Source organism: Enterococcus sp. PF1-24 (genome assembly GCF_029893325.1).
Lineage (GTDB): Bacteria > Bacillota > Bacilli > Lactobacillales > Enterococcaceae > HY326.
Genome location: NZ_JARXWL010000006.1, coordinates 73,221 through 96,459, shown reverse-complemented (window position 1 = coordinate 96,459; position 23,239 = coordinate 73,221). Strand labels below are relative to the sequence as shown.

General features: G+C 37.0%; 17 protein-coding genes. 4 read left to right on the top strand and 13 right to left on the bottom strand.

Translation table 11 applies throughout. The features are described from left to right. The first annotated feature begins 66 nt into the window (after positions 1-66). Together M2139_RS04310 and M2139_RS04305 are read left to right on the top strand one after the other, a co-directional pair. A complete protein-coding gene (locus tag M2139_RS04310) occupies positions 67-522 on the top strand; it encodes a YueI family protein (protein ID WP_280737526.1) in 456 nt (151 codons plus the stop codon). 46 nt (positions 523-568) lie between these two features. After that, positions 569-976: a hypothetical protein gene (locus tag M2139_RS04305; RefSeq protein WP_280737527.1), complete on the top strand. Its 408-nt coding sequence runs from the start codon at positions 569-571 to the stop codon at positions 974-976. Between the two features lie 66 nt (positions 977-1,042). Here the strand turns inward: M2139_RS04305 and gshAB are convergent, their stop codons facing one another. The 10 genes from gshAB to M2139_RS04255 form a co-directional block, all read right to left on the bottom strand. After that, on the bottom strand, positions 1,043-3,319 hold the full coding sequence (gene gshAB / locus M2139_RS04300) for a bifunctional glutamate--cysteine ligase GshA/glutathione synthetase GshB (RefSeq protein ID WP_280737528.1): 2,277 nt from the start codon (positions 3,317-3,319) through the stop codon (positions 1,043-1,045). Between the two features lie 151 nt (positions 3,320-3,470). Continuing rightward, positions 3,471-4,484 (bottom strand): signal recognition particle-docking protein FtsY, encoded by a 1,014-nt coding sequence (gene ftsY / locus M2139_RS04295; protein ID WP_280737529.1) that lies wholly within the window; start codon positions 4,482-4,484, stop codon positions 3,471-3,473. Positions 4,485-4,499: 15 nt separating this feature from the next. Continuing rightward, positions 4,500-5,327 (bottom strand): Cof-type HAD-IIB family hydrolase, encoded by an 828-nt coding sequence (locus M2139_RS04290; protein WP_280737530.1) that lies wholly within the window; start codon positions 5,325-5,327, stop codon positions 4,500-4,502. Between the two features lie 110 nt (positions 5,328-5,437). After that, entirely contained in the window at positions 5,438-9,013 is a 3,576-nt protein-coding gene (gene smc / locus M2139_RS04285; protein ID WP_280737531.1) for a chromosome segregation protein SMC, read from the bottom strand. A gap of 102 nt (positions 9,014-9,115) precedes the next feature. Continuing rightward, positions 9,116-9,808, bottom strand: coding sequence for a ribonuclease III (rnc, locus tag M2139_RS04280; protein WP_280737532.1), 693 nt, complete (start codon positions 9,806-9,808; stop codon positions 9,116-9,118). Positions 9,809-10,031: 223 nt separating this feature from the next. Further along, complete coding sequence (gene acpP / locus M2139_RS04275; protein ID WP_280737533.1) at positions 10,032-10,271, bottom strand: acyl carrier protein; 240 nt, start codon at positions 10,269-10,271, stop codon at positions 10,032-10,034. 159 nt (positions 10,272-10,430) lie between these two features. After that, positions 10,431-11,432: a phosphate acyltransferase PlsX gene (gene plsX, locus M2139_RS04270; protein WP_280737609.1), complete on the bottom strand. Its 1,002-nt coding sequence runs from the start codon at positions 11,430-11,432 to the stop codon at positions 10,431-10,433. Between the two features lie 51 nt (positions 11,433-11,483). Continuing rightward, on the bottom strand, positions 11,484-13,520 hold the full coding sequence (gene recG / locus M2139_RS04265) for an ATP-dependent DNA helicase RecG (protein WP_280737534.1): 2,037 nt from the start codon (positions 13,518-13,520) through the stop codon (positions 11,484-11,486). Between the two features lie 196 nt (positions 13,521-13,716). Continuing rightward, the gene (locus M2139_RS04260; protein ID WP_280737535.1) at positions 13,717-15,396 is read right to left on the bottom strand and encodes a DAK2 domain-containing protein; all 1,680 of its coding nucleotides are present in this window, start codon (positions 15,394-15,396) and stop codon (positions 13,717-13,719) included. Between the two features lie 189 nt (positions 15,397-15,585). Then, entirely contained in the window at positions 15,586-15,948 is a 363-nt protein-coding gene (locus M2139_RS04255) for an Asp23/Gls24 family envelope stress response protein (protein WP_280737536.1), read from the bottom strand. Between the two features lie 318 nt (positions 15,949-16,266). On the opposite strand from M2139_RS04255, the gene rpmB reads away from it, so the two are divergent. Both rpmB and M2139_RS04245 read left to right on the top strand, forming a co-directional pair. Then, positions 16,267-16,455 (top strand): 50S ribosomal protein L28, encoded by a 189-nt coding sequence (rpmB, locus tag M2139_RS04250; RefSeq protein ID WP_280737537.1) that lies wholly within the window; start codon positions 16,267-16,269, stop codon positions 16,453-16,455. Between the two features lie 172 nt (positions 16,456-16,627). Beyond that, positions 16,628-19,270: a YfhO family protein gene (locus tag M2139_RS04245; RefSeq protein WP_280737538.1), complete on the top strand. Its 2,643-nt coding sequence runs from the start codon at positions 16,628-16,630 to the stop codon at positions 19,268-19,270. 54 nt (positions 19,271-19,324) lie between these two features. Here M2139_RS04245 and pepF read toward each other — a convergent pair whose 3' ends face one another. The 3 genes from pepF to M2139_RS04230 form a co-directional block, all read right to left on the bottom strand. After that, positions 19,325-21,142: an oligoendopeptidase F gene (pepF, locus tag M2139_RS04240; protein ID WP_280737539.1), complete on the bottom strand. Its 1,818-nt coding sequence runs from the start codon at positions 21,140-21,142 to the stop codon at positions 19,325-19,327. Positions 21,143-21,215: 73 nt separating this feature from the next. Further along, complete coding sequence (locus M2139_RS04235; RefSeq protein ID WP_280737540.1) at positions 21,216-22,298, bottom strand: competence protein CoiA family protein; 1,083 nt, start codon at positions 22,296-22,298, stop codon at positions 21,216-21,218. Between the two features lie 96 nt (positions 22,299-22,394). Then, on the bottom strand, positions 22,395-23,051 hold the full coding sequence (locus M2139_RS04230; protein WP_280737541.1) for an adaptor protein MecA: 657 nt from the start codon (positions 23,049-23,051) through the stop codon (positions 22,395-22,397). Positions 23,052-23,239: the final 188 nt, after the last annotated feature.

Sequence of the window (23,239 nt, the reverse complement as noted above, 5' to 3'; positions counted from 1 at the left end):
CTTGGGAAAATCACGAATTTTTGCTATACTAAAAATGAAGCTAGATAATAAAAAAAGAGGTATTTCATGGGGAAAGATAAAATTCAACAACGAATAAATGATAGTCAATTTGGACGCAAATTAAATCCTGATGAGCAACATTGCTACTTGGGGACTTTTCGAGAACGCTGCTATTTAACACTTATGGTTCGCCAAATGGCTAGCGACCATAATCAACAAGCCTTAATCAAGGAATTTCAACAGCATCCTGATAGCAAGCTGCTGTTAAACGGTAAAATCTCAGAAGATTTGCAAACAACTTATCTCCAATTAGCCACTAAAAATCAATTACCTTTTACCATAGTTAATGATTTTGCTGGCGATAATCCTGATGATTTTGGCGGGATTTTAATCGCTACAACAGCTGTGAGTGCAGCTATCATTGATGTTGAGGAAAAATATCCTTTAAGCAAACCGACTATCTCAGCAAACATCCCCGAAAAGAAGAGTAAAAAAGGCTTCTGGAGGAAACTTTTTAACTAAATAAACCACTAAAATTTTTTTCAAACTAATAAAGAAGGTGAAAAAAATGCCAACTTATCAAGAATTATCACAGGAGTTGCTGGCAGCTTTAGATTGCCACATTGATATTTTGCGGGAAGTTGAAATGATTGAGGCAGACAGCTTAGATGGCTTTTTGTTTATGATGCGCAGTTTTGGTTTTATTTTTGACCGAGCACCACAAGTTTTAGCGGTTGATGACTTGTTAGAAATGAATTACATGATGTTTCAATATTACAGCTTGCTGACGGAATTAAAATATAATTTAACCTTGAGCTTTCCTTATGCAAAACTGCAAAAACGAAGCTTACTAACAATCGTTGAAACCTTCCCCACCACTTACGAAAAAGAAATGAAAGCTTGGTGGGAAGAACACACTGGTTTGCAAGTCGAAGAAACCAAGCAAACGATTGAGATTGCCGAATTTGAATACTAAATGAAAAAAAACTAAATTATCCTTATCTAACTTACGATAGGATAATTTAGTTTTTTTATATTTGGCTTAACATTTTTGATTGAAAGCTTCTGGGTATAGTAATTTTAAAACTGCCATAGTTAACCGGCGACTGCTGCCTTGGTAAGGATAAATATGCATATGCATCGCCGGATTAAAGTTGGCTTCGATGACGCCGTAATTATCTGAATCAATTGTTGCTGGTTGTTGATAATCAGGAATAATTAAATCAATCCCGGAAATTTCAGCGCCTAAGGCTTTGACCGCAGCAACGGCAATTTCTTTGTAAACTGCTGGCATTTCATCTGTCATGTCGATTGAATCGCCACCTGTGCTGATATTTGAATTTTCCCGCAAGTAAACGACTTCTGACTTAGCAGGAACACTTTCTACCGTAAATCCTTGGGCTTTTAACATCAGTTTTTCAACTTCCCCTAATTGAATTAACTCTAGTGGTGCCCGATGATGACTGCCTCGCAATGGGTCTTGGTTTTTCTCAGCGACTAATTGTGCAATTGTCTGCTGTCCATCGCCAATTACGTTAGCGGGTACTCGCAACATCACCGCCTGAACTGCTCCGTCTAAAACGAAAAAGCGATACTCTGTACCTGGTAAAAATTCTTCTACTAACACCGCTTGGTCCTCTTGAAAAGCGATGGCTAAGCCTGCTTGATAATCAGCAAACGAGGCGCCATCTTTAAAAATCGTAATTCCTAAGCCATAATTTGTCGTTTTAGGTTTAATCACAAAAGCTTTAGCGGCAAATTGTGGAAAAGCTTTTTCAGCTAATGCCATATCATTGAATTCTGCCCCCGCCGGCACTCGAAAACCAGCTGTTGCTAAAACTTTTTTAGTGACTGTTTTATTTTCCATAATTAAAGGTACAATATAATTATCACGACTAGTCATATTGGCATTTTTCACGTACTCTGTTCGGCTAGCAAATCTCAATTTTAAAAATTGCTCTGACTCATCTAAAATTTCCACGGTAATCCCTTTTTGAATAGCATCGAATAAAAAGATTTGCGTGGACAATTCCATTCCCCGATAACCAGCTAGCTGATAAGGTTTTTCATAAGCTTTTTGCTGATATTTTTCAGCAAATTTTGTGGCTACTTCGGCTTGCGAAGTTTCTTCAACAGCGGCTAACCAACGAGCAGCTAAAGTTTCCGCTGGTTGCGTTAAACGTTTTTGTAAGCTTTCAATAAATGGCAATTCTTCTGTTAAATCCAAAGCTTTTAACATTGCTAACATTTCTTCAAAAATCAGTTCTCCTTCGGCTTGTAAAGCGGTTGGCTGTTGTGGCTGCTCCAAGGCAACTTGATTGTTGTACTGGTCTCCTAACGCCACCCATTCATCTGCTGACAATTTTTCTTCCGTCCACAATAAATAAAGCATAAATAACTGTAGAAAATGCAGCTGCTCTTCTTGAATGCCAATTCTTTCAAAAGGATTTAAATCAATGTTTCGTAATTCAACATAACGAATGCCGCTAGCGGCTAGTTCTGACATTTTATGCCCACCCCGTAAACGAATCGGTGCATAAAATTCTTTTTCTTCTGATAACTTCCCACTTTCTACCATCAAAGCAATATCAGCGATATATTTTTCTAAAGAAGCATAAGAAACCTTAACATCGCTATGATTTGTATAGCCATATTGACTGCTACGAATACTGCGGACAGGTTCTTTCGGGCCTTCGCCTGCTGCAAAATAATTGGCTTCACTAAGCGGTGCAACGCCATAAAGATAGGTAATCAACCAACGATAGCGTAAAAAATTTCGGGAAACTTTCATATAAACTTGTGTTTTAAAAACTTCAATTTCCGCGATTTCTGTTTGCTGTTTAAACAAGGCCTGAATCAAGCTTTCAGCGAACTCAAAGTTAAAATGAATGCCGCTAACCATTTGCTTTCTTTTACCATACGTTTTAGCTAAATAGCGGCGATACAACACATCTTCAAACTTAGCTAACTTAGCAATTTGAATCGCCGCTTCATTTTCCGGCAAAGCTGGCGGCATACTCAAAGGCCACAGCATTTCTGTGGTTGCCATCGAGCGTAAAGTAACATCGTGAATCGCTGCCAAAGAACGCATTAAATCTTGACGGCTATTCACAACTGGCGTAATCAACTCCAGCTGGGTTTCGCTAAAATCCGTTTGAATGTAAGGATGATAAGAACGACAACCTAATACCGCTGGATGCTCGGTCGTCGCTAAATGTCCTTGTAAATCGACCCGCTGACTCTCTTTCTCCAAGCCTAAGCGCACCTCTAATAAATAGGGTTGGACTTGCTGACAACTTAATAGTTCTTTAAAATTCATGACGCTATTTCCTCCAAGATTTTCTCTGGCAATTTTTCTTTATCTTCAAATTAATTATACCTAAAGAAGAAAAAAAGAATAGTTTTATGTTTAAAAATTATTTTATCAAAACAAAAAAGCAAGTAGCTAAGCTACTTGCTTTCGTTAATTTTTAAGCTGTTTCTTCATTTAATAAATCTTTAAATAAACCGATAACAAAATCATTAGGGTTGAAAGCTTCTAAATCATCAATACCTTCGCCTAAACCAACTAATTTCACTGGTAAATGTAATTCATTACGGATGGCTAAAACAATCCCACCTTTTGCAGTACCATCTAGTTTAGTTAAAACCAAGCCAGTAACATCAGTGGTTTCTTTAAACTGTTTCGCTTGCACCATCGCATTTTGCCCAGTTGTTGCATCTAGCACTAATAAAACTTCATGTGGGGCATCAGGTACTTCTCTTTGAATAATTCGTTTGATTTTTTCTAACTCATTCATTAAGTTGACTTTATTTTGCAAACGCCCAGCAGTATCCACCAATAAAACATCGGCATTTTCTGCTTTAGCTTTGGCTACTGCATCATAAACTACTGCGGCAGGGTCGCCACCGGCATTGCCCCGTACGACTTCAACGTCGGCTCTTTCGCCCCAAACGACTAATTGGTCGATTGCGCCAGCCCGGAACGTGTCAGCCGCCGCTAACAGCACTTTTTTACCAGCTTGTTTGTATTCGTGAGCTAATTTGCCAATACTGGTGGTTTTTCCCACGCCATTAACACCAACAAAAAGCATAATCGTTAAACCATCCGGTTGCAGATTTAAAGTGTTTACTTCATCGACACCTTCTGATTCGTATAAATCAACTAATTTTTCAATAATCGTATTTTGAACTTCAGCGGGCTTTTTAGCATTCCGCAATTTAACTTCTTGTCGTAAAGATTCAGTGATTTTAATCGCTGTTTCAAAACCAACATCCGCTCCGATTAAAGTTTCTTCTAACTCTTCAAAAAAGTCTTCATCTACTGAACGAAAATTAGCAAAAAGCTCATTCATTCTTTCCCCAAAAGTTTTACGGGTTTTCTCTAAACCTTGTTCATACTTCTGCTGAACCTCGACTTCTTCCGGTGTTTGCTCTTCCTCTTTACCAGTAAAAGCTTTTTTGACTCTATCAAAAAATCCCATAGTCATCCTCCATTTTTAATCGTTATTTGCTAAAGGGGCTAAAATAAAACGCTCGACAACTTCAGCTACCCCATCTTCTTGATTGCTGCTGGTGATATAATCAGCGGCGGCTTTAACCGGGGCAACCCCGTTAGCCATCGCCACACCTAAACCAGCGTATTTAATCATTGGCAAATCATTTTCTTCATCACCAATCGTCATAATTTCAGCTTTTGAAATCCCTAATTCTTTGGCTAACAAATCCACCCCATAAGCTTTAGTTACGCCTTTTGGCATAAATTCCAATAAGCAATCGCGGGTTTTAATAATTTCAAAACGCTCCTGATAACTTTGGGGAATTTTAGGAATTTGTTCATCTAAAACTGCTGGCGTAAAAGCTGAAACAACTTTATTATACAGCTTTTCCTCCGTAATTTCAGTTACCGCTAACTCTTTAAAAGTTAATAAGCCATTTAGCACGTTATAAATTGATTTATTTTTTGCAGAAGAAGGCAATTGGTAAACTGTGCCTTCAGAAACCACATCAATTGGTAAATCTAACTGCATTCCTAATTGATATAAATCTAAAACATCTTGCGTAGTTAAAGCAGCCTTAGCCATGATTTCACCAGTGTCGTTTTTTTGAACCAAACCACCGTTAAAAGTAATGCTGTAATCGCCAGCTTCTTCCAAATTTAACTCTTGTAAATACAAATCAATCGCCTTTAGGGGGCGCCCTGTACAAATTACGACTTTCACCCCAGCAGCTTTGGCTTTTAATAAAGCGGTTTTGTTACGGGGGGAGATTTCTTTTTGATTATTTAATAAGGTACCATCTAAATCAATTGCAACCAATTTAATCATGTTTCAACTCCTTATTTAGTTCTTTGTTTTTCATTTTATTCAAGGGTAGAGCAAGTCACTCCGCTTTTCTTTTTGTCTAGTTGCGTGAGCTAGCGCTCTTCGCCTTTTCTTTATGAAATTGCGATTCTGCCATCATCAGAAACATCTTCCAGTCGAACAGAAACGATTTTTGAAACGCCAGATTCTTGCATGGTTACCCCATATAAAACATTGGCAGCTTCCATAGTGCCTTTTCTGTGAGTGACAACGATAAATTGTGTATCACTTTGAAATTGGCTTAAATAGTGACCGAAACGGGCAACATTAGCTTCATCTAAAGCCGCTTCCACTTCATCTAAAACACAAAACGGTACGGTGCGGACTTGAATAATTGAAAATAGTAAGGCAATCGCCGTTAACGCTCTTTCTCCACCAGATAATAAGCTTAAACTTTGTAATTTTTTCCCTGGCGGTTGTGCTTCAATTTCAATGCCGGTGTTTAATAAATCAGTTGGGTCAGTTAAACGCAGCTCAGCGCGACCACCACCAAACATTTTTGGAAAAATGACTTGGAATTTGCTACGGATAGCTTCAAAAACTTCTTTAAAGCGGTGTTTCACTTCTTCATCCATTTCGGCCATTGTTTCAAAAAGTTGATCTTTTGCAGATAATAAATCGTCTCTTTGGCTAGTTAAAAATTCATAGCGCTCAGAAACTTGTTGATATTGCTCAATCGCATTTAAATTGACTGGGCCTAAATGTTCGATTTGGCGTTTTAATTCACGCACTTCCCGTTTAGCTTCGGTTAAATCGGCTGTTAATGGATATTGCGCTAAAGCACCTTCGTAAGTTAAATTATATTCTTCTTGTAAATAAGCTAAAGCGGTATCTAACTGAATTTCAGCACGATTTTTTTGCACTTCCATTTGGGTTTGTTTTGAAAGTAATTCTTTTTGTTGTTTATTTTTGGCTGTTAGCTGTTGGTCTAACGCATCCACTTGCTCTTGCAAGCTTTGGCGTTGCTCTTTTTCTGCTTGCCAAGCGTCTTTGGCGTTTGTTAAACCATCTTGCAAATTAGCCACTTGTTTATTTAAAGTTTCTTCATTTGTTTCAAAAACAGTGGAATCGCTAGTTAAGGCTTCAATTTGGCGTTGTAAACTTTCTTGGCGATTTTCAGCTTCCCTTAATTGTTGGTGGAAACCTTGTAATTGAATTTGCAAATGATTTTCTTGCTCTTTCGCAATTCCTAACGCTGCTTGTTGTTGATTGCGGGTTTCCAACAATTGTTGGCGCATTTCTTCAACTTTTTCACTTTCGTGAGTTAACAGCTGAATTTCTTCATCTACTGCTTGACGATTTGTTTCTAACTGCTGTCTTTGCGCCTCTAGTTTTTCCTTATCAACTTGATATTCCTCTAAGAAACGTTGTAATTCCCGTGATTCATATTGGAAAAGTTGTAATTCTTTTTCTCCTCGTTGTAAAGACTCTTGGCTGTTGCTCAAGCGATTGGCTAATTCTTGTTCTTGATAGCCGGCTTGCTCGCCTGCTGTTCGCAATTCTTCTAATTTCGTAGAAGCTTGGCGAACTTTTTCTTCCAACTGTTTCACTAGCTGTTCTTTTTGCGCTAATTGTTGATTTAAGCGTTGATATTCATCTGTCAATTGTTGCAACTCTTGCCCTTGACTAAATAAATTACCTTGATTCCCTCGCTTAGTTGCCCCACCAGTCATGGAACCGCCGGCATTCATAACGTCGCCTTCTAAAGAAACCACGCGGGCTTGATATTGAATAGCTTTAGCGATTTGATTGGCGCTAGCTAAATCTTTAGCAATAATAATATTTCCTAATAAGCTTTCGGCAATATTAGCAATATTTTGCGGATAACTAATTAATTTGCTGGCAACTCCTAAATAACCTGGAATTTCAGCAGCTTTCTTTTCATGGTTAATATTTAAATAGCGACCTTTAATCGTCGTTAGCGGTAAGAAAGTTCCCCGGCCACCTTTACGTTCTTTTAAGAAAGTAATTCCTTGACGGGCATCTTTTTCGCTTTCTACAACGATATGTTGGGCAGCGCCCCCTAAAGCTGTTTCGATCGCTAAAGTATATTCTGTTGGTACTTCAATTAATTCTGCCACAGCGCCTAAAATACCACTTAACTGATTTTTATTTTGCAGGATTAAACGTACTCCTTGATAAAAACCAGTATAGTTATCATGAATTTCTTGCAAACTCTTTTGGCGAGCGCGGACTTGTTGCACGCGGCTCATTAATTGATACATACTTTGTTGCTCGGTTTTAAATTGCGCTTCAGCATTCCCTAAAGTCTGTTGCATCGCTACATATTGTTGACGGCGCTCTTGTAATTGAGTCGCCATTCCTTGATGCTGCTCCGCTAAATCGACAGATTTTGCTTTTAAAGTTTGCAAATTATTTTCAAGTTCTTCAGCTTTTTCAAGGGTTTGCTGATTTTTAGCTGTTTCTTGTTGATATTGGCGTTCTAAATGTTTTAAATCATTGTTGGTTTGCGCTTGCTCTTGTAAAACTTCAGTATATTGCACACGTAATTCAGCAATAATCTCTTTTGAAGATTTTTGATATTTTACTAAGCTTGCTTCTGTTTCCGCAACTTCAGCGGCTAAATCGTTAATTTCTTGCTTTTTAGCGGTAATTTTTTCTGAAACTGTTTGAATTTCTCCTTGAATATTAGCGATTCGTTCTTCCGCTTCACTTAAAGCGTCTTGATATTCTTGGGTGTTTTTCAAAGTATTTTTTGAGCGCTCTAACAGAACTTCTTTTTGGCCTTCTGCCTGTTTAGCCGCTTCTGCTAAGCGTAAAATTTGTTGATTGTATTCTTCGATTTTTTCATCTGCTTGACTACGCTTTTGCCGAAAATCAAATAGACGGCTTTCATTTCCTTGAATTTCCGTTACTAAATTAGTTAATTCTTGATTTAAATCAGTTAACAGTGCCGCCTGTTGATCCCATTGTTCTTTAGTTTCTTGAATCTCGGTCACTTGGGCGCTAACATCCACTTCTGTTAGTTGTTTTTTCAAAGTTAAAAACTGTTCAGCAGCTTGGCTTTGTTTCTCTAAAGGCGCTAGCTGATCTTCCAGCTCATAAATAATATCTTGCACACGACTTAAATTGTCTTCCGTTTCAAAAAGCTTTTGTTCGGCTTTTTTCTTCCGCTGTTTATACTTTAGAACTCCGGCAGCTTCTTCAAAAATCCCCCGGCGTTCTTCCGGTTTACTGCTAAAAATCGCTTCAACTTTCCCTTGAGAAATAATTGAAAAAGATTCTTTTCCCAATCCAGAGTCCATAAATAAATCATTAATATCTTTTAAACGACAACTTTGCTTATTAATGTAAAAATCACTTTCACCACTACGACGATAACGGCGGGTCACGCTGATTTCACTAAAATCTAGCGGTAAATAAGCATCGCTATTATCTAAAATAATCGTTACTTCCGCAATATTTAATGGTTTACGAGATTCTGAACCCGCAAAAATAATATCGGGCATCTTTCCCCCACGTAAACTTTTCGCCGACTGCTCACCTAAAACCCAACGAATCGCTTCAGTAATATTACTTTTACCACTTCCGTTTGGTCCCACTACAGCGGTCACACTATTTTCAAAATCAATTACTGTACGATCAGCAAAAGATTTAAAGCCAGCTATCTCAATTCGTTTTAAATGCACTAAACTTTCCTTCCTTGTTTCAACGCTAAAAAACACAACAAGCAGAGAATAAAGTCCTTTTCTTTGGAAAAGCGGCTTTACACTCTGTTTAAACACTCACAGCTATTTTTGAATATCCGCTAAAGCTTTCGCTGCCGCGGCTTGTTCTGATAACTTCTTGGATTTACCATGGCCTTCACCGATGACTTGGCCATCAACTAAAACTTCGGACCAAAATTCCCGCTCATGGGCAGGCCCCACTTCTTTAACTAGCTGATAATCAATCGTTACATCCCCTGATTTTTGCAAAACTTCTTGCAAGCGGGTTTTATGATCCATCTCATGTGAAAAAGCACCATTCTCAACTTTAGGAAAAACAACTGTGGCTAAAAAGCCTTTGACAGCTTCAATTCCTTGATCTAAATATAAAGCTCCTAAAAAAGCTTCAAATAAATCACAAAGTAGTGCAGGTCGATTACGACCACCAGAATTTTCTTCGCCCTTACCTAATTGCACATAAACATCAAAATGACATTCTTTAGCAAATTTAGAAAGACTATCTTCCCGAACAATCGCTGCTCGTAATTTAGTTAACTTTCCTTCAGGTAATTTAGGGAACAGGTGATATAAATGGTTGGAAATTAATAGCTCCAACACCGCATCTCCTAAAAATTCTAATCGTTCATTATCAGATAAATTTAAATGACGATGCTCATTCACATAGGATGAATGGGTAAATGCTTGCTCCAATAAATCTACATTATGAAAGACAATTTGATATTTCTCTTGTAATTCTTTGGCTAACAGATTATTCATTTGCCACATTCCTTTTTTAAAGATTTGCATACTCGCTAAGTTAACGCCATAGCTCTATCTATTATACTGTTTTTTGCCTTTTTTTGAAACACTTCATTTCGGATAATCTCTGATTCCTTGAAAAAATCAAGTAACCCTCTTTTTCAAGGCGAAAAAATAAACTTACAAACATTTTTTCAAAAAGAAAAGTTGTTTGTAAGTTCTCATTTCATAAAAATTTTTTTTACAAATTACCAGTGATATAATCGACTGCTGCACCGACTGTTTCAATTTTTTCTGCATCTTCATCAGAAATTTCAGTTCCGAACTCATCTTCAAGTTCCAAAACAAATTCCATAACACTGATTGAATCTGCGTTCAGGTCATCTTTGATACTGATTTGATCCGTAATTTTTTCAACTTCCATGTCAAAATGTTTGGCAATAATATTTGCGACTTTGCTAAATACTTCTTCCCGTGTCATCTGGATCTCACCTCCAATTATCCTTAACCACTTTTCTCAAGTGCCATCTTTTATTTTACTTACAAAGCAATTACTTGTCTAGCTTTTTTTAAAGCTTTCCCAGTGATTGTTTTAGTCTTTTTGAGTAAAAGACTTGAAATATTTTTTTCTTAGCTAAACTTATGCCTCTTGTTCCGCAAAATATTCAACTAATTGGCCCACAACGTCAGTTTCTAACATTGTATGGATTTGGCGAATCGTATAGCGGACCGCTTCTGGACCAGTTGCTCCATGGGTTTTAATCACTGGCGCTTTCAAGCCAAATAAAACTGCGCCCCCATGAGAAGAATAATCCATTTCATTTTTAATATTCCGTAAAGAATCTTTTAATAGCAATGCTCCTAATTTACCAGTTAAACCTTGATCTGAAATTGATTTTTTTAACAAGCCCATAATTCCTAAAGCTGTGCCTTCAATTGATTTCAAAACTGCATTACCAGTAAAGCCATCCGTAACTACCACATCACAGACTCCGCTTAATAAATCTCGCGCTTCTACGTTACCAATAAAATTCAAGCTCGCTTCGGCGCTTAATAATTCATAAGCTTTTTTCGTAACCTCGCTACCTTTGCTTGCTTCGGTACCATTATTGAGTAAACCGACTTTTGGTTGACTGATATTCCGAACTTTTTCTGCGTAAAAAGAGCCTAAAATACCGTATTGCAATAAATGCTCCGCTTTATTTTCAGCATTAGCCCCTAAATCCAACATATCAAAGCCACCATCTGGCTGACCAATCACTGGTAAAGTCGTCATTAAACCAGGTCGTTCTACTTGTTTAATACGACCAACGATAAATAACCCAGCTGCTAACAAAGCGCCTGTATTCCCAGCTGAAAAAATCGCATCGGCTTCGCCGTTTTTGACCGCTTGGGCCGCTAAAACCATCGAAGCTGTTTTTTTGCGACGAATCGCTTTAACTGGCTCATCATCACTGGCGATTTTTTCATCCGTGTGAATGATTTTAATATTTTTTTCATTGGTTAAATATTTTTTGATTTCAGCTTCTTTACCATATAATTGAAATTCAATCTCTGGAAAATCTTTTTGAGCAAGCATCACGCCTTCTACAATTGCTTGTGGGGCGTTGTCGCCACCCATCGCATCTACAGCAATTCTCATTGTCATAATTAAATGTATCCTCCTTGTGCTATCTTCAAGTGCTTTTTACCACTAATCAAAAAAGCGACTTTCGGTTTGATCTAATTTTAATGTCTCTACTAGACTACTATATTCTGGTAAAACTTGCCAGCTTGAATCCTGCCAAATTTTTTCAGCTTCTTCACGGGCAACTTCTAACACATTAAAATCATTGACTAAGTCCCCCACTAAAAATTGCGGCACTCCTGATTGGCGAAAACCAAAAACTTCACCTGGGCCTCTTAATTCTAAATCTTTTTCACTTAAAACAAAACCATTATTGGTTTCAGTCATGATTTTCATGCGCTCGACGCCCATTTCATTTTTCGGGTTGGCTACCAAAATGCAATAAGAAGCTTCTGCTCCCCGCCCTACACGGCCACGCAATTGATGCAACTGGGCTAAACCAAAGCGGTCGGCATCCATAATCAGCATCACAGTGGCATTAGGAACGTTCACCCCGACTTCAATTACGGTGGTGGAAACTAAAATCTGTAACTCTTGTTCTTTAAACTCTTGCATAATCGCTTCTTTTTCCTGATTTTTCATTTTGCCGTGTAATAGGCCCACTTGATAATCAGTACCATAAAAACTTTGCAATTTTTCAAAAATCTCCGTGGCATTTTTCACATCTAGCGCTTCGGATTCTTCGATTAAAGGACAAATCACATACATTTGATGACCGGCTTGCAATTCTGCTTTCGTCCAATCTAAAACATTATTTAATTGTGGATGCCGCACCCAGCGAGTTTCAACGGGAATCCGACCAGCTGGTAGTTCATCAATAATCGAAACATCCATTTCCCCATAAACGGTAATCGCTAATGTTCGCGGAATTGGCGTAGCGGTCATAAAGAGCACATCTGGCTGTTGCCCTTTCTCCCGTAAAACTTTCCGTTGATTCACACCAAAGCGGTGTTGCTCATCGGTAATCACTAAACCTAACCGATTAAACTGTACATCTTCTTGAATCAAAGCGTGGGTTCCCACTACTAAATCTAATTCACCACTAGCTAACTGAGCTAAAAGCTCCCGCCGCTCTTTTGTTTTCGTAGAACCGGTTAATAAAGCAATCCGCACATCAAAAGGCTGAATCAGCTGACTTAAACTTTCCATGTGCTGTTGCGCTAAAATCTCCGTCGGCACCATTAAAGCCCCTTGGAAACCAGCCGTTACCACGGCATATAAAGCAATCGCCGCAACCACAGTTTTGCCGCTCCCCACATCCCCTTGCAACAAGCGCTGCATATGTTTAGGGTTGCGTAAGTCCCGACAAATTTCATTGGTTACTTTTTTTTGGGCAGCGGTTAATTCAAAAGGCAGTTGGCTAATAAAATTTTTCAGTTGGGGCACATCATATAAAACCGGAATGCCATTAATCTCTGATTTTTCAGTTGCTTTCAAACCTTGAATTCGCATTTGAAATAAGAAAAATTCTTCAAAAACCACTCGTCGTTTCGCTTGATGGCTTTCTTCATTATTTTTAGGAAAATGCATAGCCACAATCGCTGCTTCGCGAGAAATCAAACGATATTTCTCTAATAAAAAATCAGGTAAAATTTCAACAATTTCTTCTTGATATAAAGGCAGCGCTACTTTAATTAAATCAACTAGCGTGCTTTGGCGAATCGCTTTACTTACATGATAAATTGGCGCAAAATCTTCCGCCGACTTACTACCTAAAATTTTCATACCAGTTAAAGCTTTACGCTTAGCATCCCACTTGCCATAAATTGCAATTTCTTCTGATAAAACAACTTTATCTTTTAAATAAGGCTGATTAAAAAAAGAAACATTGAACACATCATGGTCTTGCATTAAGCGAAATTGTAAACGACTTTTTTTATAACCATAGCGAGTAACCACCGGTTCAGAGACGACAATCCCCTTTAAAGTCACTTTTTCTTGATCTTGAATCTCTAATAAATTTTTTTCTTGAATATCCTCATAGCGAAAAGGATAATAAGTCAGCAAATCTTCAATGGTGATAATTCCTAAACTGGCTAAATTTTCAGCTCTTTTCGGTCCCACACCAGCTAAAACACTAACGCTATCAGATAAACTCGGCATAACTTATCTTCCTTTCACTAATTTTTTTATAAAATTGACAAAAGCCTGCAGAATAATTGTTAGCTCGCTTGTAAAAAAACAACGGCAAACAACTAGCATCACAGGCTTAGGAAACTGAAAAGCTAGAACATCCGCAAATTCCCATAGTGCCTGAGCCTCTAAAAGAAAGTTAATGTTCTAGCCTCAATATTTTTTATTACTCTGCTGAGAATAAGTAGGGATATACAGGCTGTTCGCCGGCATGAATCTCTAATTCTAAATCAGCATGTTTTTCTTCTAAAGCGGCTGCTAATTCTTCGGCTTGCGCTTGGGAACCACCTTCACCGTGAATGATGGTAATGATTTCTGTATCTTCACCAATCATTTTTTCTAGGGTTTCAAAGGCTGTTTCAAATAAATCAGCTTTTGATAAAATGATTTTGCCATCAATCATGCCTAAGAAATCACCTTCAGTAATTTCTACGCCATCAATGGCAGTGTCGCGAATCGCATGAGTGACTTGACCACTCACAACGGTTGCCATTAATTCAATCATGGCATTTTTATTTTCTTCTAAAGTTGCTTGATCGTTAAAGGCCAACATCGCTGTCATCCCTTGAGAGATTGTTTTAGAAGGAACTACCACTACTGGCATCTCAGCAACTTCAGCTGCTTGATCCGCCGCCATGAAAATATTTTTATTATTAGGTAAAAGAATAATTTGATCAGCATTCACTTCGTTGATTGCTTTCAAAATATCTTCGGTACTAGGATTCATTGTTTGTCCGCCACTAATTACATAATCAGCACCTAAGCTAGTAAATAGTTTTTGAACACCTTCACCGGCAGCAATTGCAATAATCGCAAAAGCTTTGCGGGCTTTTGGTGCTACAGGAGCAGCTGGTTGTTGATCATGTTCAAGAATTGTTTCATGTTGTAAACGCATGTTATCAACTTTAATCTTGATTAATGAGCCAAATTTCTGACCATAATTCATAACTTCACCTGGATGCTCAGTATGAACATGGACTTTGATAATTTCATCATCATTAACAACTAATAATGAATCACCAAGTTCATTTAAATAATTACGGAAAGTGTCATAGTCAAATTTGCTATCAACTGTTGGGCCTTCGCCAATTTTCACCATGATTTCAGTACAGTAACCAAAAGTGATATCTTCAGTTGCTAATTGACCTTGCACACTACGATGATGCTCTGCATTAATCATTTCATCCATAACAGCTGGTGTTGCTTCAAAATCAACGCCGGCTTCATATTCACCATTTAAAGCAAATAAGAATCCTTCATAAATATAAAGCAAACCTTGGCCACCACTATCAACAACGCCGACTTCTTTTAAAACAGGCAATAAGTTAGGGGTATTGGCTAAAGCTTTTTTGGCACCTTCAACTACAGCAGTCAAAACTTCAACACAGTCATCACTTTGTTGCGCTTTACGATTTCCGGCTTTAGCACCTTCTCTGGCAACTGTTAAAATTGTGCCTTCAACTGGTTTCATCACAGCTTTATAAGCTGTTTCAACACCATGGGTAAAAGCGGCTGCTAAAGTTTTAGCATCTAAAAATTCAATTTCAGGGATTTCTTTCGAGAATCCTCTAAATAATTGTGATAAAATAACGCCAGAATTTCCACGGGCACCCATCAATAAACCTTTTGAAAGAATCGTTGCTAATTCTCCCACTTTTTGAGAAGCTGAATCAGCTACTGCTTTCGCACCACTAGTCATTGATAAATTCATATTTGTTCCAGTATCGCCATCTGGCACTGGGAAAACATTTAATGAATTAACATATTCTGCATTTACTTGTAAACGTTGTGCACCGGCCTGAACCATTTCTTGAAACTGACCACCGCTAATTTTTGTAACACTCACTTGGAATTTTCCTCCTAGTTCATTTCATAGTATTAATTTTTCCTTCGAAAAATTAGTTTTATCTTCACCACGTATATCATTCGACTAGTTTATTTTTTGGGGTTAAGTCGAACTGACATCCTAGTTCATTTCATAGTGTTAATTTTTCTTTTGAAAAATTAGTTTGATAAATATATCCTGACTATTTCTTTAGTCTGGTAAAACGCGTACACCTTGAACAAAAACATTAACTGAATTAGCGGTAACACCTAATAAATTTTCTAAATTATATTTCACTTTTTCTTGTACGTTACGAGAAACTTCAGAAATTTTTGTACCATAACTTACTATTGTATATACATCTACCGCTACGCCATTTTCTTCTTGACGAACAATTACACCACGGGCATAATTTTCTTTTCTTAAGATTTCGTTAAAGTTATCTTTAATTTGGTTTTTGCTAGCCATACCAACAATCCCAAAAACATCAGTTGCTGCACCGCCAACGACAGTTGCAATAACTTCATTTGTGATTTCGATTGTACCTGCTGCAGTTTTAATTTTCACAGCCATAATTTTGTGCCTCCTTATTCATATTAAATAATCATTTCTTGCACGATAAAGGACTTCATCATCTCAAGAGTTATTAAATCTACTATTTGCTTTTACGAACAAGCAAACGCTACTTAGTTTATTTTATCATAGCAACAATTCAAATAAAAGAAAGTTCCCTTAATTATATCTGATAACTTCGTATAATTTACACGCTTTCGGCAAGAAAGTCAATTATTTACGAAAAAAATTCTTGCTAAAAGTAACAGTTTATGATAAATTATTTTAGTATGAGCTAAAGAATACGCTCCAACATCAAGGCAAAGGAGGAAAAAATTAATGGCTAAAGTTTGTTACTTTACAGGTCGTAAAACTCAAAGCGGCAATAACCGCTCTCACGCTATGAACGCAACAAAACGTACAGTTAAACCTAACTTACAAAAAGTTCGCGTATTAATCGACGGAAAACCTAAAAAAGTTTGGGTGTCAACTCGTGCTTTGAAATCAGGAAAAGTTGAGCGTGTTTAATTTTAATTAAAACGACAAGATGAATCCAGAAGCTGCAGTTGCATTGTTTAAATGCATCTGACAGTTTCTTTTTTTTGCCTTTTTTTAAGCTGATGCGATTTTATAAACCAGCGAGGATATGGTAAACTAATAACCAGTTAAAAATTTCCAGAAATCAGGTGCTGAAATTACAATGAAGCTTAAAAACTTTTTTTCCATAAAAAAAGCCGACTGGCCCATGTTAGCTAGTTTCTTGATTCCCCTTTTAGTGATGATTATCGTCTACTTGCTTACAGGGATTTATCCCGGCAGTAGCCGTAGTATTTTGGCAAGTGATGCTTTTTCACAGTTTTCAAATTTCTACGCTAGCTTTCGCAATGTTTTAAGTGGACAGCAAAATATCTTTTATACTTGGACAGCCGCTTTAGGTTTAAATTATTTGGCGTTAGTTTCTTATTATTTAGGTGGGGCTTTTACTTTTTTAGTTTTCCTTTTTCCTAATCAATGGATGCCTGATGCTCTTTATTTTATTACGATTATTAAAATCGCTTTGGCAGGTTTAGCTTTTTATCATTTAGCCAAACGAACTTTTAAAATTCCCCCTTGGCAGCAAACCGCTTTATCGGTCGCTTATGCCTTAATGTCTTTTGCAACCGCCCATTCAGAATTAATCATGTGGTCAGATGCCTTTATTTATTTACCCTTAGTCATTTTAGGCATCAATCAAGTGTTGGCGAAAAAACGACCGACGCTGTTGTTTATCAGCTATTTACTATTATTTACTTCCAATTTTTATATGGGTTTTATGGTAGCCATTTTTTCAGGTCTTTATTATTTGGCTCGCTTATTTAGCAATTGGAAAAAACACCGTCATAGTATCTTTCGCTATAGTTTGACAGCCCTTTTAGCAACTGGCGCTTCCATGGTTATCATTTTGCCAACAGTTTTAGATTTACGAAATAATGGCGAAACCTTATCAGATGTCAGCACTTTAAAAACGGCTGCCACTAACGTTTGGGATATCATCATGAAAAACATGATTGGCGTTTACGATACTACAAAATATGGCTCAATCCCCTTTATTTATGTTGGTTTACTGCCTTTTGTGCTTTGCTTATTTTACTTCGTCACTAAGAAAATTGCTTGGCGTAATAAATTAGCTTTTGCTAGCTTGTTTGCTATTTTAATTGCTAGCTTCTATTTAAATCCTTTAAATCTCTTTTGGCACGGAATGCATGCGCCAAATATGTTTTTATTCCGCTATGCTTATTTGTTTTCCTTTTTAGTTGTTTTATTAGCTGGTTACGCCTTAGAAGTCGTCAATGTTTTAAAAGCTTTTAGTCTTCGTCCTTTTATTTTATTGGTGGCGGCTATATTCTGTATTGTTTATGGTGTTGCTAAAAATCAATATCCTTATGTTAGTCTCTTTTCTTTTATTTTAACGATTGCTTTTCTGCTACTCTATTTTGCTACTTTTAGCCTTTATCAAATAAAAGTTCTTTCTTTGAAAAAAATGACTGCTTTACTCTTGTTATTTATGACGGCAGAAGCTTTTATTAATACTAATTCCATGATTCAAGGGATTTTAGATGACTGGAATTATGCTTCCCGTAGCTTGTTTACTGAGCCTTATCCTGATATTAAACAATTAGTCACCACGGCTCAGCAGGAAGAAGATGAGTTTTTCCGCTTAGAAAATCTAAATCCGGTTTCTTCCAACGACAGTTTGAACTACGGTTATAACGGTTTGAGTTTTTTCTCTTCCATTCGTAATCGTAATTCTTCTAGCTATTTGAATCAGCTAGGTTTTCGTTCGCGAGGAACTAACTTAAATATGCGTTATGCTAACAATACTTTGTTAATGGATAGCTTTTTCGGTTTTAAATATAATATTAGTCAAGATGATATTAGCAAATATGGTTTTAATAAAATTGATAGTGCCAACACTTACAATTTATATCAAAACCAAGCCGCTTTGCCGTTAGCCTTTTTAACTAGCGAACATATTTATCAACTTGCAGAATTGCCTAATGATAATTTAGGCACTCAAACCGATTTGATTAACACGGTAGCGGGCTTAGATTTAAATTACTATACTTTTTACGAACCTTATATTATTGAAACCAATAATACCGAAGTCATTGAAACAGTGGCTAATGTTACTTACAAAGAATTAGAGGGCAACATTGCCAAAGATATCAGCTGGGAAGTTGTCGTACCAGCCCACACGCAAGCTTATATCAGTCTTTTCCCTACTGATTTTGGCGAATTAAAAAGTTCTACTGCTACTGTGTCAGTCAATGGCGAAAGTCAAAAATCACAAATCAACATTACTGGTCAATATTATAATTTAGGTTATTACGCTGAACAAACGACCGTTGAATTTACTGTCAGCTTTTATGGCACACCTTCTATCACTTTGCTGAAACCAAAAGTTTTGGCCTTAGATACAGTAGCTTATCAAGCTGCAATGGATGCGATTAATAGCCAAGGACTTACGATTGCAGAAAATCCCGGTCGCAAAGTCACTACTACGGTTGAAACACCACAAAAACAAGTGCTTTTAACAACCATTCCTTATGACCAAGGCTGGCAAGCTTATGTGGATGGTAAAAAAGTAGAAATTGTTCCTTTTGAAGATGCTTTTTTAAGTATTCCTATTCCGGCGGGGCGCCATCAAGTGGAATTTAAATTTTTACCCCAAGGCTTTAAAATCGGCTTATGCTTATTTATTATTTGTAATGCTATCTTCTGGTTGTATTGTTGGCATTTAAAACAACAAATGCTGAAACAGCGCCAAAGACAGCGAGCTCGAAAAAGAAAATTAAATCATTAAAAAGCACGTCAGAAAAGTGAAAATAACTTTTCTGGCGTGCTTTCTTAGTTATTGTTAAGCTTCTAATTCAGCAACTAAAGCTTCTAATTCGTTTAAGCGAGTTTCAAAGACGCTCATGGCATCTTCAATATAAGCGGCTTGAGTCATATCGACACCGGCTTTTTTCATAACTTCAATTGGGTAGTCACTGCTACCAGCTTTTAAGTAATTCAAATAATTCTCTAACGCTTGCGGCTCTTTAGTCAGAATTTTTTTAGATAAAGCTGATGCCGCAGAAAAACCAGTGGCATATTGATAAACGTAATAATTATAGTAGAAATGAGGAATCCGGCTCCACTCTAATTTAATTTCTGGGTCTTCAACCACATCTGGACCGTAATATTTAGTGTTTAATTTACCATAACTTTCACTTAAATATTCGCTCGTTAAAGGTACTCCTTTGGCATCTTCTTTATGAATGAAATATTCAAATTCCGCAAATTGAGTTTGCCGGAAAATCGTGCCTTTAAAGCCATCTAAATAATGATTTAAGACATAGGCTCTCACTTTTGGATCAGTTTCTGTTTGCAGTAAATATTCGGTTAAAATATTTTCATTAGTTGTTGAAGCAATTTCTGCTAAGAAAATTGAATAGTCACCGTAAACATATGGCTGATTGTTTCTTGTGAAATAGCTATGCACACTATGGCCCATTTCATGAACTAGTGTATACAATTGATCTAAACGGTCGTTCCAGTTCATTAAAATGTATGGCGCTGTATCATAAGCGCCGGAAGAATACGCACCACTGCGTTTCCCTTGATTTTCAACCACATCAATCCAACGGCTCTTCAAAGCAGTTTCAACCACTTCTAAATATTCCGCCCCTAATGGTTGTAAAACTAGCTTCATTTTTTCAGCCGCTTCTTCATAAGAATAACTAATACCCACTTCACCTAAAATTGGTGTGTATAAATCATACATATGCAACTCATCTAGTTTTAAAAGACGTTTTCTTAAAGCGATATAGCGATGCAATAAAGGTAGATTTTTATTAACAACCGTCACTAAAGTATCATAAACACTTTCTGGAATATGGTTGCCACTTAAAGCTGCCGCCCGCGCAGACGGATAGTTATGGACTTTCGCTTGATAATTATGCTTTTTAACATTCGTTGATAAAGTGCTGGCAAAAGTATTTTTAAATTGATCATACACGCCGTATAAAGCTTTAAAGGCGTTTTCACGAACTTTAGGATCGGTACTTTCAACTAACTGACCATATACCCCGTGAGAAAGTTGCACTTTTTCGCCATTTTCATCTTCAATTACAGGGAATTTCAAATCGGCATTATTTAATACTGAGAAAATATCGCCAGCTGCTCCAAAAATTTCACCAGCACCGGCTAATAAAGCTTCTTGTTCAGCCGAAAGCACATGAGGACGATTGTCCACCATTTGTTTTACAAAATGACGATACATTTCTAATTTAGGCTCTTCCGTAAAATAACCCCAAATCTTTTCATCAGATAGCGTTAAAACTTCTGGTTCAAACCAAGCTAAGCTTTCACTCACTTGGGCGTATAAACTGCTAGCTCGCGCGTATAGTCCTTGATAAGTAGCATCAGCGGTATCTTGGTCATTCTTTAAATGCGTGTATACATACAAAGATTCAATCTGACGATAAATTTTTAGTAAATACTCAATTGCTGCTAGAAATGCTTGTGGGCCTTCAGCTAAGGTTCCTTGATAATCTTTAGCAGATTTGATTTCTTCTGCCAAAGCAGCAAAGCTTTCATCAAAAGCGGCATCACTAGCAAAAATGGTGGTTAAGTCCCAAGTTGAAGCTTCGGGAACTTCTGAACGTAATGGTAATTGTTTTGGTTCTGACATGGTGAAACACTCCAATCCTATAAAAATTTTAACCTTTCTGTTTGATACAGAATAAAGGAAAATAACTTTAGCTTTATCTTACCATATTTTTTAAAGGAAGCTGATAAATATTGTCTAGTTTTCCTTGGTTTTTCGCTCCTGTCGTTAATAACAACCAAGTTTCTGTGAAAAAACAAGCCCAGACTAATTGCTGATTTACTAAAGGAAAATGACTGGCTTCCGAAAAGGGCTCAACTTCTGCTAAAAAAAGTTGATATAAACTTTTAAGAGAATGTCCAGCTTTTTTCAAAAATAATTGATAAATCAAAAAACGAAAATACAAAAGCCAGTCGCCAAAGTATAAATAAAACTGACTGCTGCTATATAAAATAGCCGGCAATTGTAATAAATGCCCTTGTCGCTGATATAGCAAACCTTGAATCGTCAAAATTTTCTTATCTCTCAAGCCTAATTTTTTCATTAGTTGTTGCTGATAAGCCGTGGTTAAGCCTTGCTGATAAGACCAACGATGCTTTGGCTGAAAAGTTTGTAGAAACTGCAACACACTGTTTAAAGATTCTTTTTCAAAAGAAAAGACAACTTTTTCAGCAAGTTGTTGATGTTGCCATAATTCTTGCAGATGATAATACAAAATCACCTGTTTTCTTTGACAGAGCAGTTGCCAAAAATGAAAGCCTAAACGTTGATTAAAATAGCAAAAATTGCGGGTTAATGGGGTTAATTTATTTGCAGCTGCCAAACGTCCCCCTAATAACCACCACTGCTGATATTTTTTAGCGTGGTAACCTGCGACCCGTTCTTGCAGGCGTTGACTGCTTAAAGGTGAACACTGAAACTCAATCACTAAGCGCTGAGGAAATAACAAATCTGGTCGCTGAGGTAAATCAGGTAAGGCTGCTTCTAAAAGTGCCGCCCCTGCTCCCCACTGGTAAAACAAACGTTTCCCTATCAAATGTTCCAACGTTTCTCCTTCACTAAAACTATGGCAATCTGCTTGGGGATAATGAGCGAAATGGGGCATTTTGATTTTGCCATTTTTAAAAATTAACGGACTATGACAAGTTGGACAATAAAATTGCCCTTGCAAAAGCTCTTGCCTTCCAGAAAAATCTAGCAAATTAATAATTTCACCACTCGTTGTTTCAGCAATTAACATCTGCTCACTCCCTTTAAAAAAGAGTACGCAAAAAAGCGGCTGAAACATTAAGTTTTTCCTTAATCCTTCAAACCGCTTTTCTTAATTGCTATTTGCTTACTTAAAATAATGTCGCAACTGCTCTAAAGCTGTCCGCTCCATAATTAAATGACCATATTCTGTTAAAAATTCTGGCGTAACCGTTGAAAAATCAGCAAACTCCAAAATTCTCGCTAACGTGGTTTCTTGTGTTTCCAAAACAAGCTCTTCTTCTAAGAAAGTCAGTTGTAAGAAGTACTGCTCTTCAAAAGAATAAACATTGGTCCAAACAGCCTCTAAATCCAATTCTTGTGCCATTTGAATCAAATCTTCAAAATCGTAAAATTCAAAAACATACATATTAGCTAATTTAGAAAAAGTTTCTGGCTCGACCTCTGCCTCTTCTTCATTAACTGTGCCAAATTGATTTTTCAAATATTCAGCAATATCATTTTTGAAATTCTCGCCTGCTTCAAAGCTATTTAAATCTTCCCCGTGAGGATTTTTACTAATAAATAGTTCAATGCCATCACCTTTTGGCATCACTTGGAAAACAACACTTTCACTGCCTTGAAATTCTTCTTCAATATCAACTTCTTCCAAAATTGAATAGAAAAAATTTTCAATATCTCGTTGGCTGCCTAATAAATCTAAAAAAGTAACCCCGCGAGCTGCTAAATCGTCGCTGCGAATAACCACCCGAATAGTATTTTCATTAATATGTTCCATTTCCATCTTTCAACACCTCGCTTTTGGAAAGGATAATAAACTATAGCTTAATTGTAGCCTAAAGACTATAAAAGTAAAGTAAAAAATAAGAAATGTTAAGAAACTTAACCGCCCCTTTCACAAGAGTTACAAAGATTCAAAACAAGCTAGCAAAAAACCTCGCCAAGTTAGCGAGGTTTAATTTATCTATCATT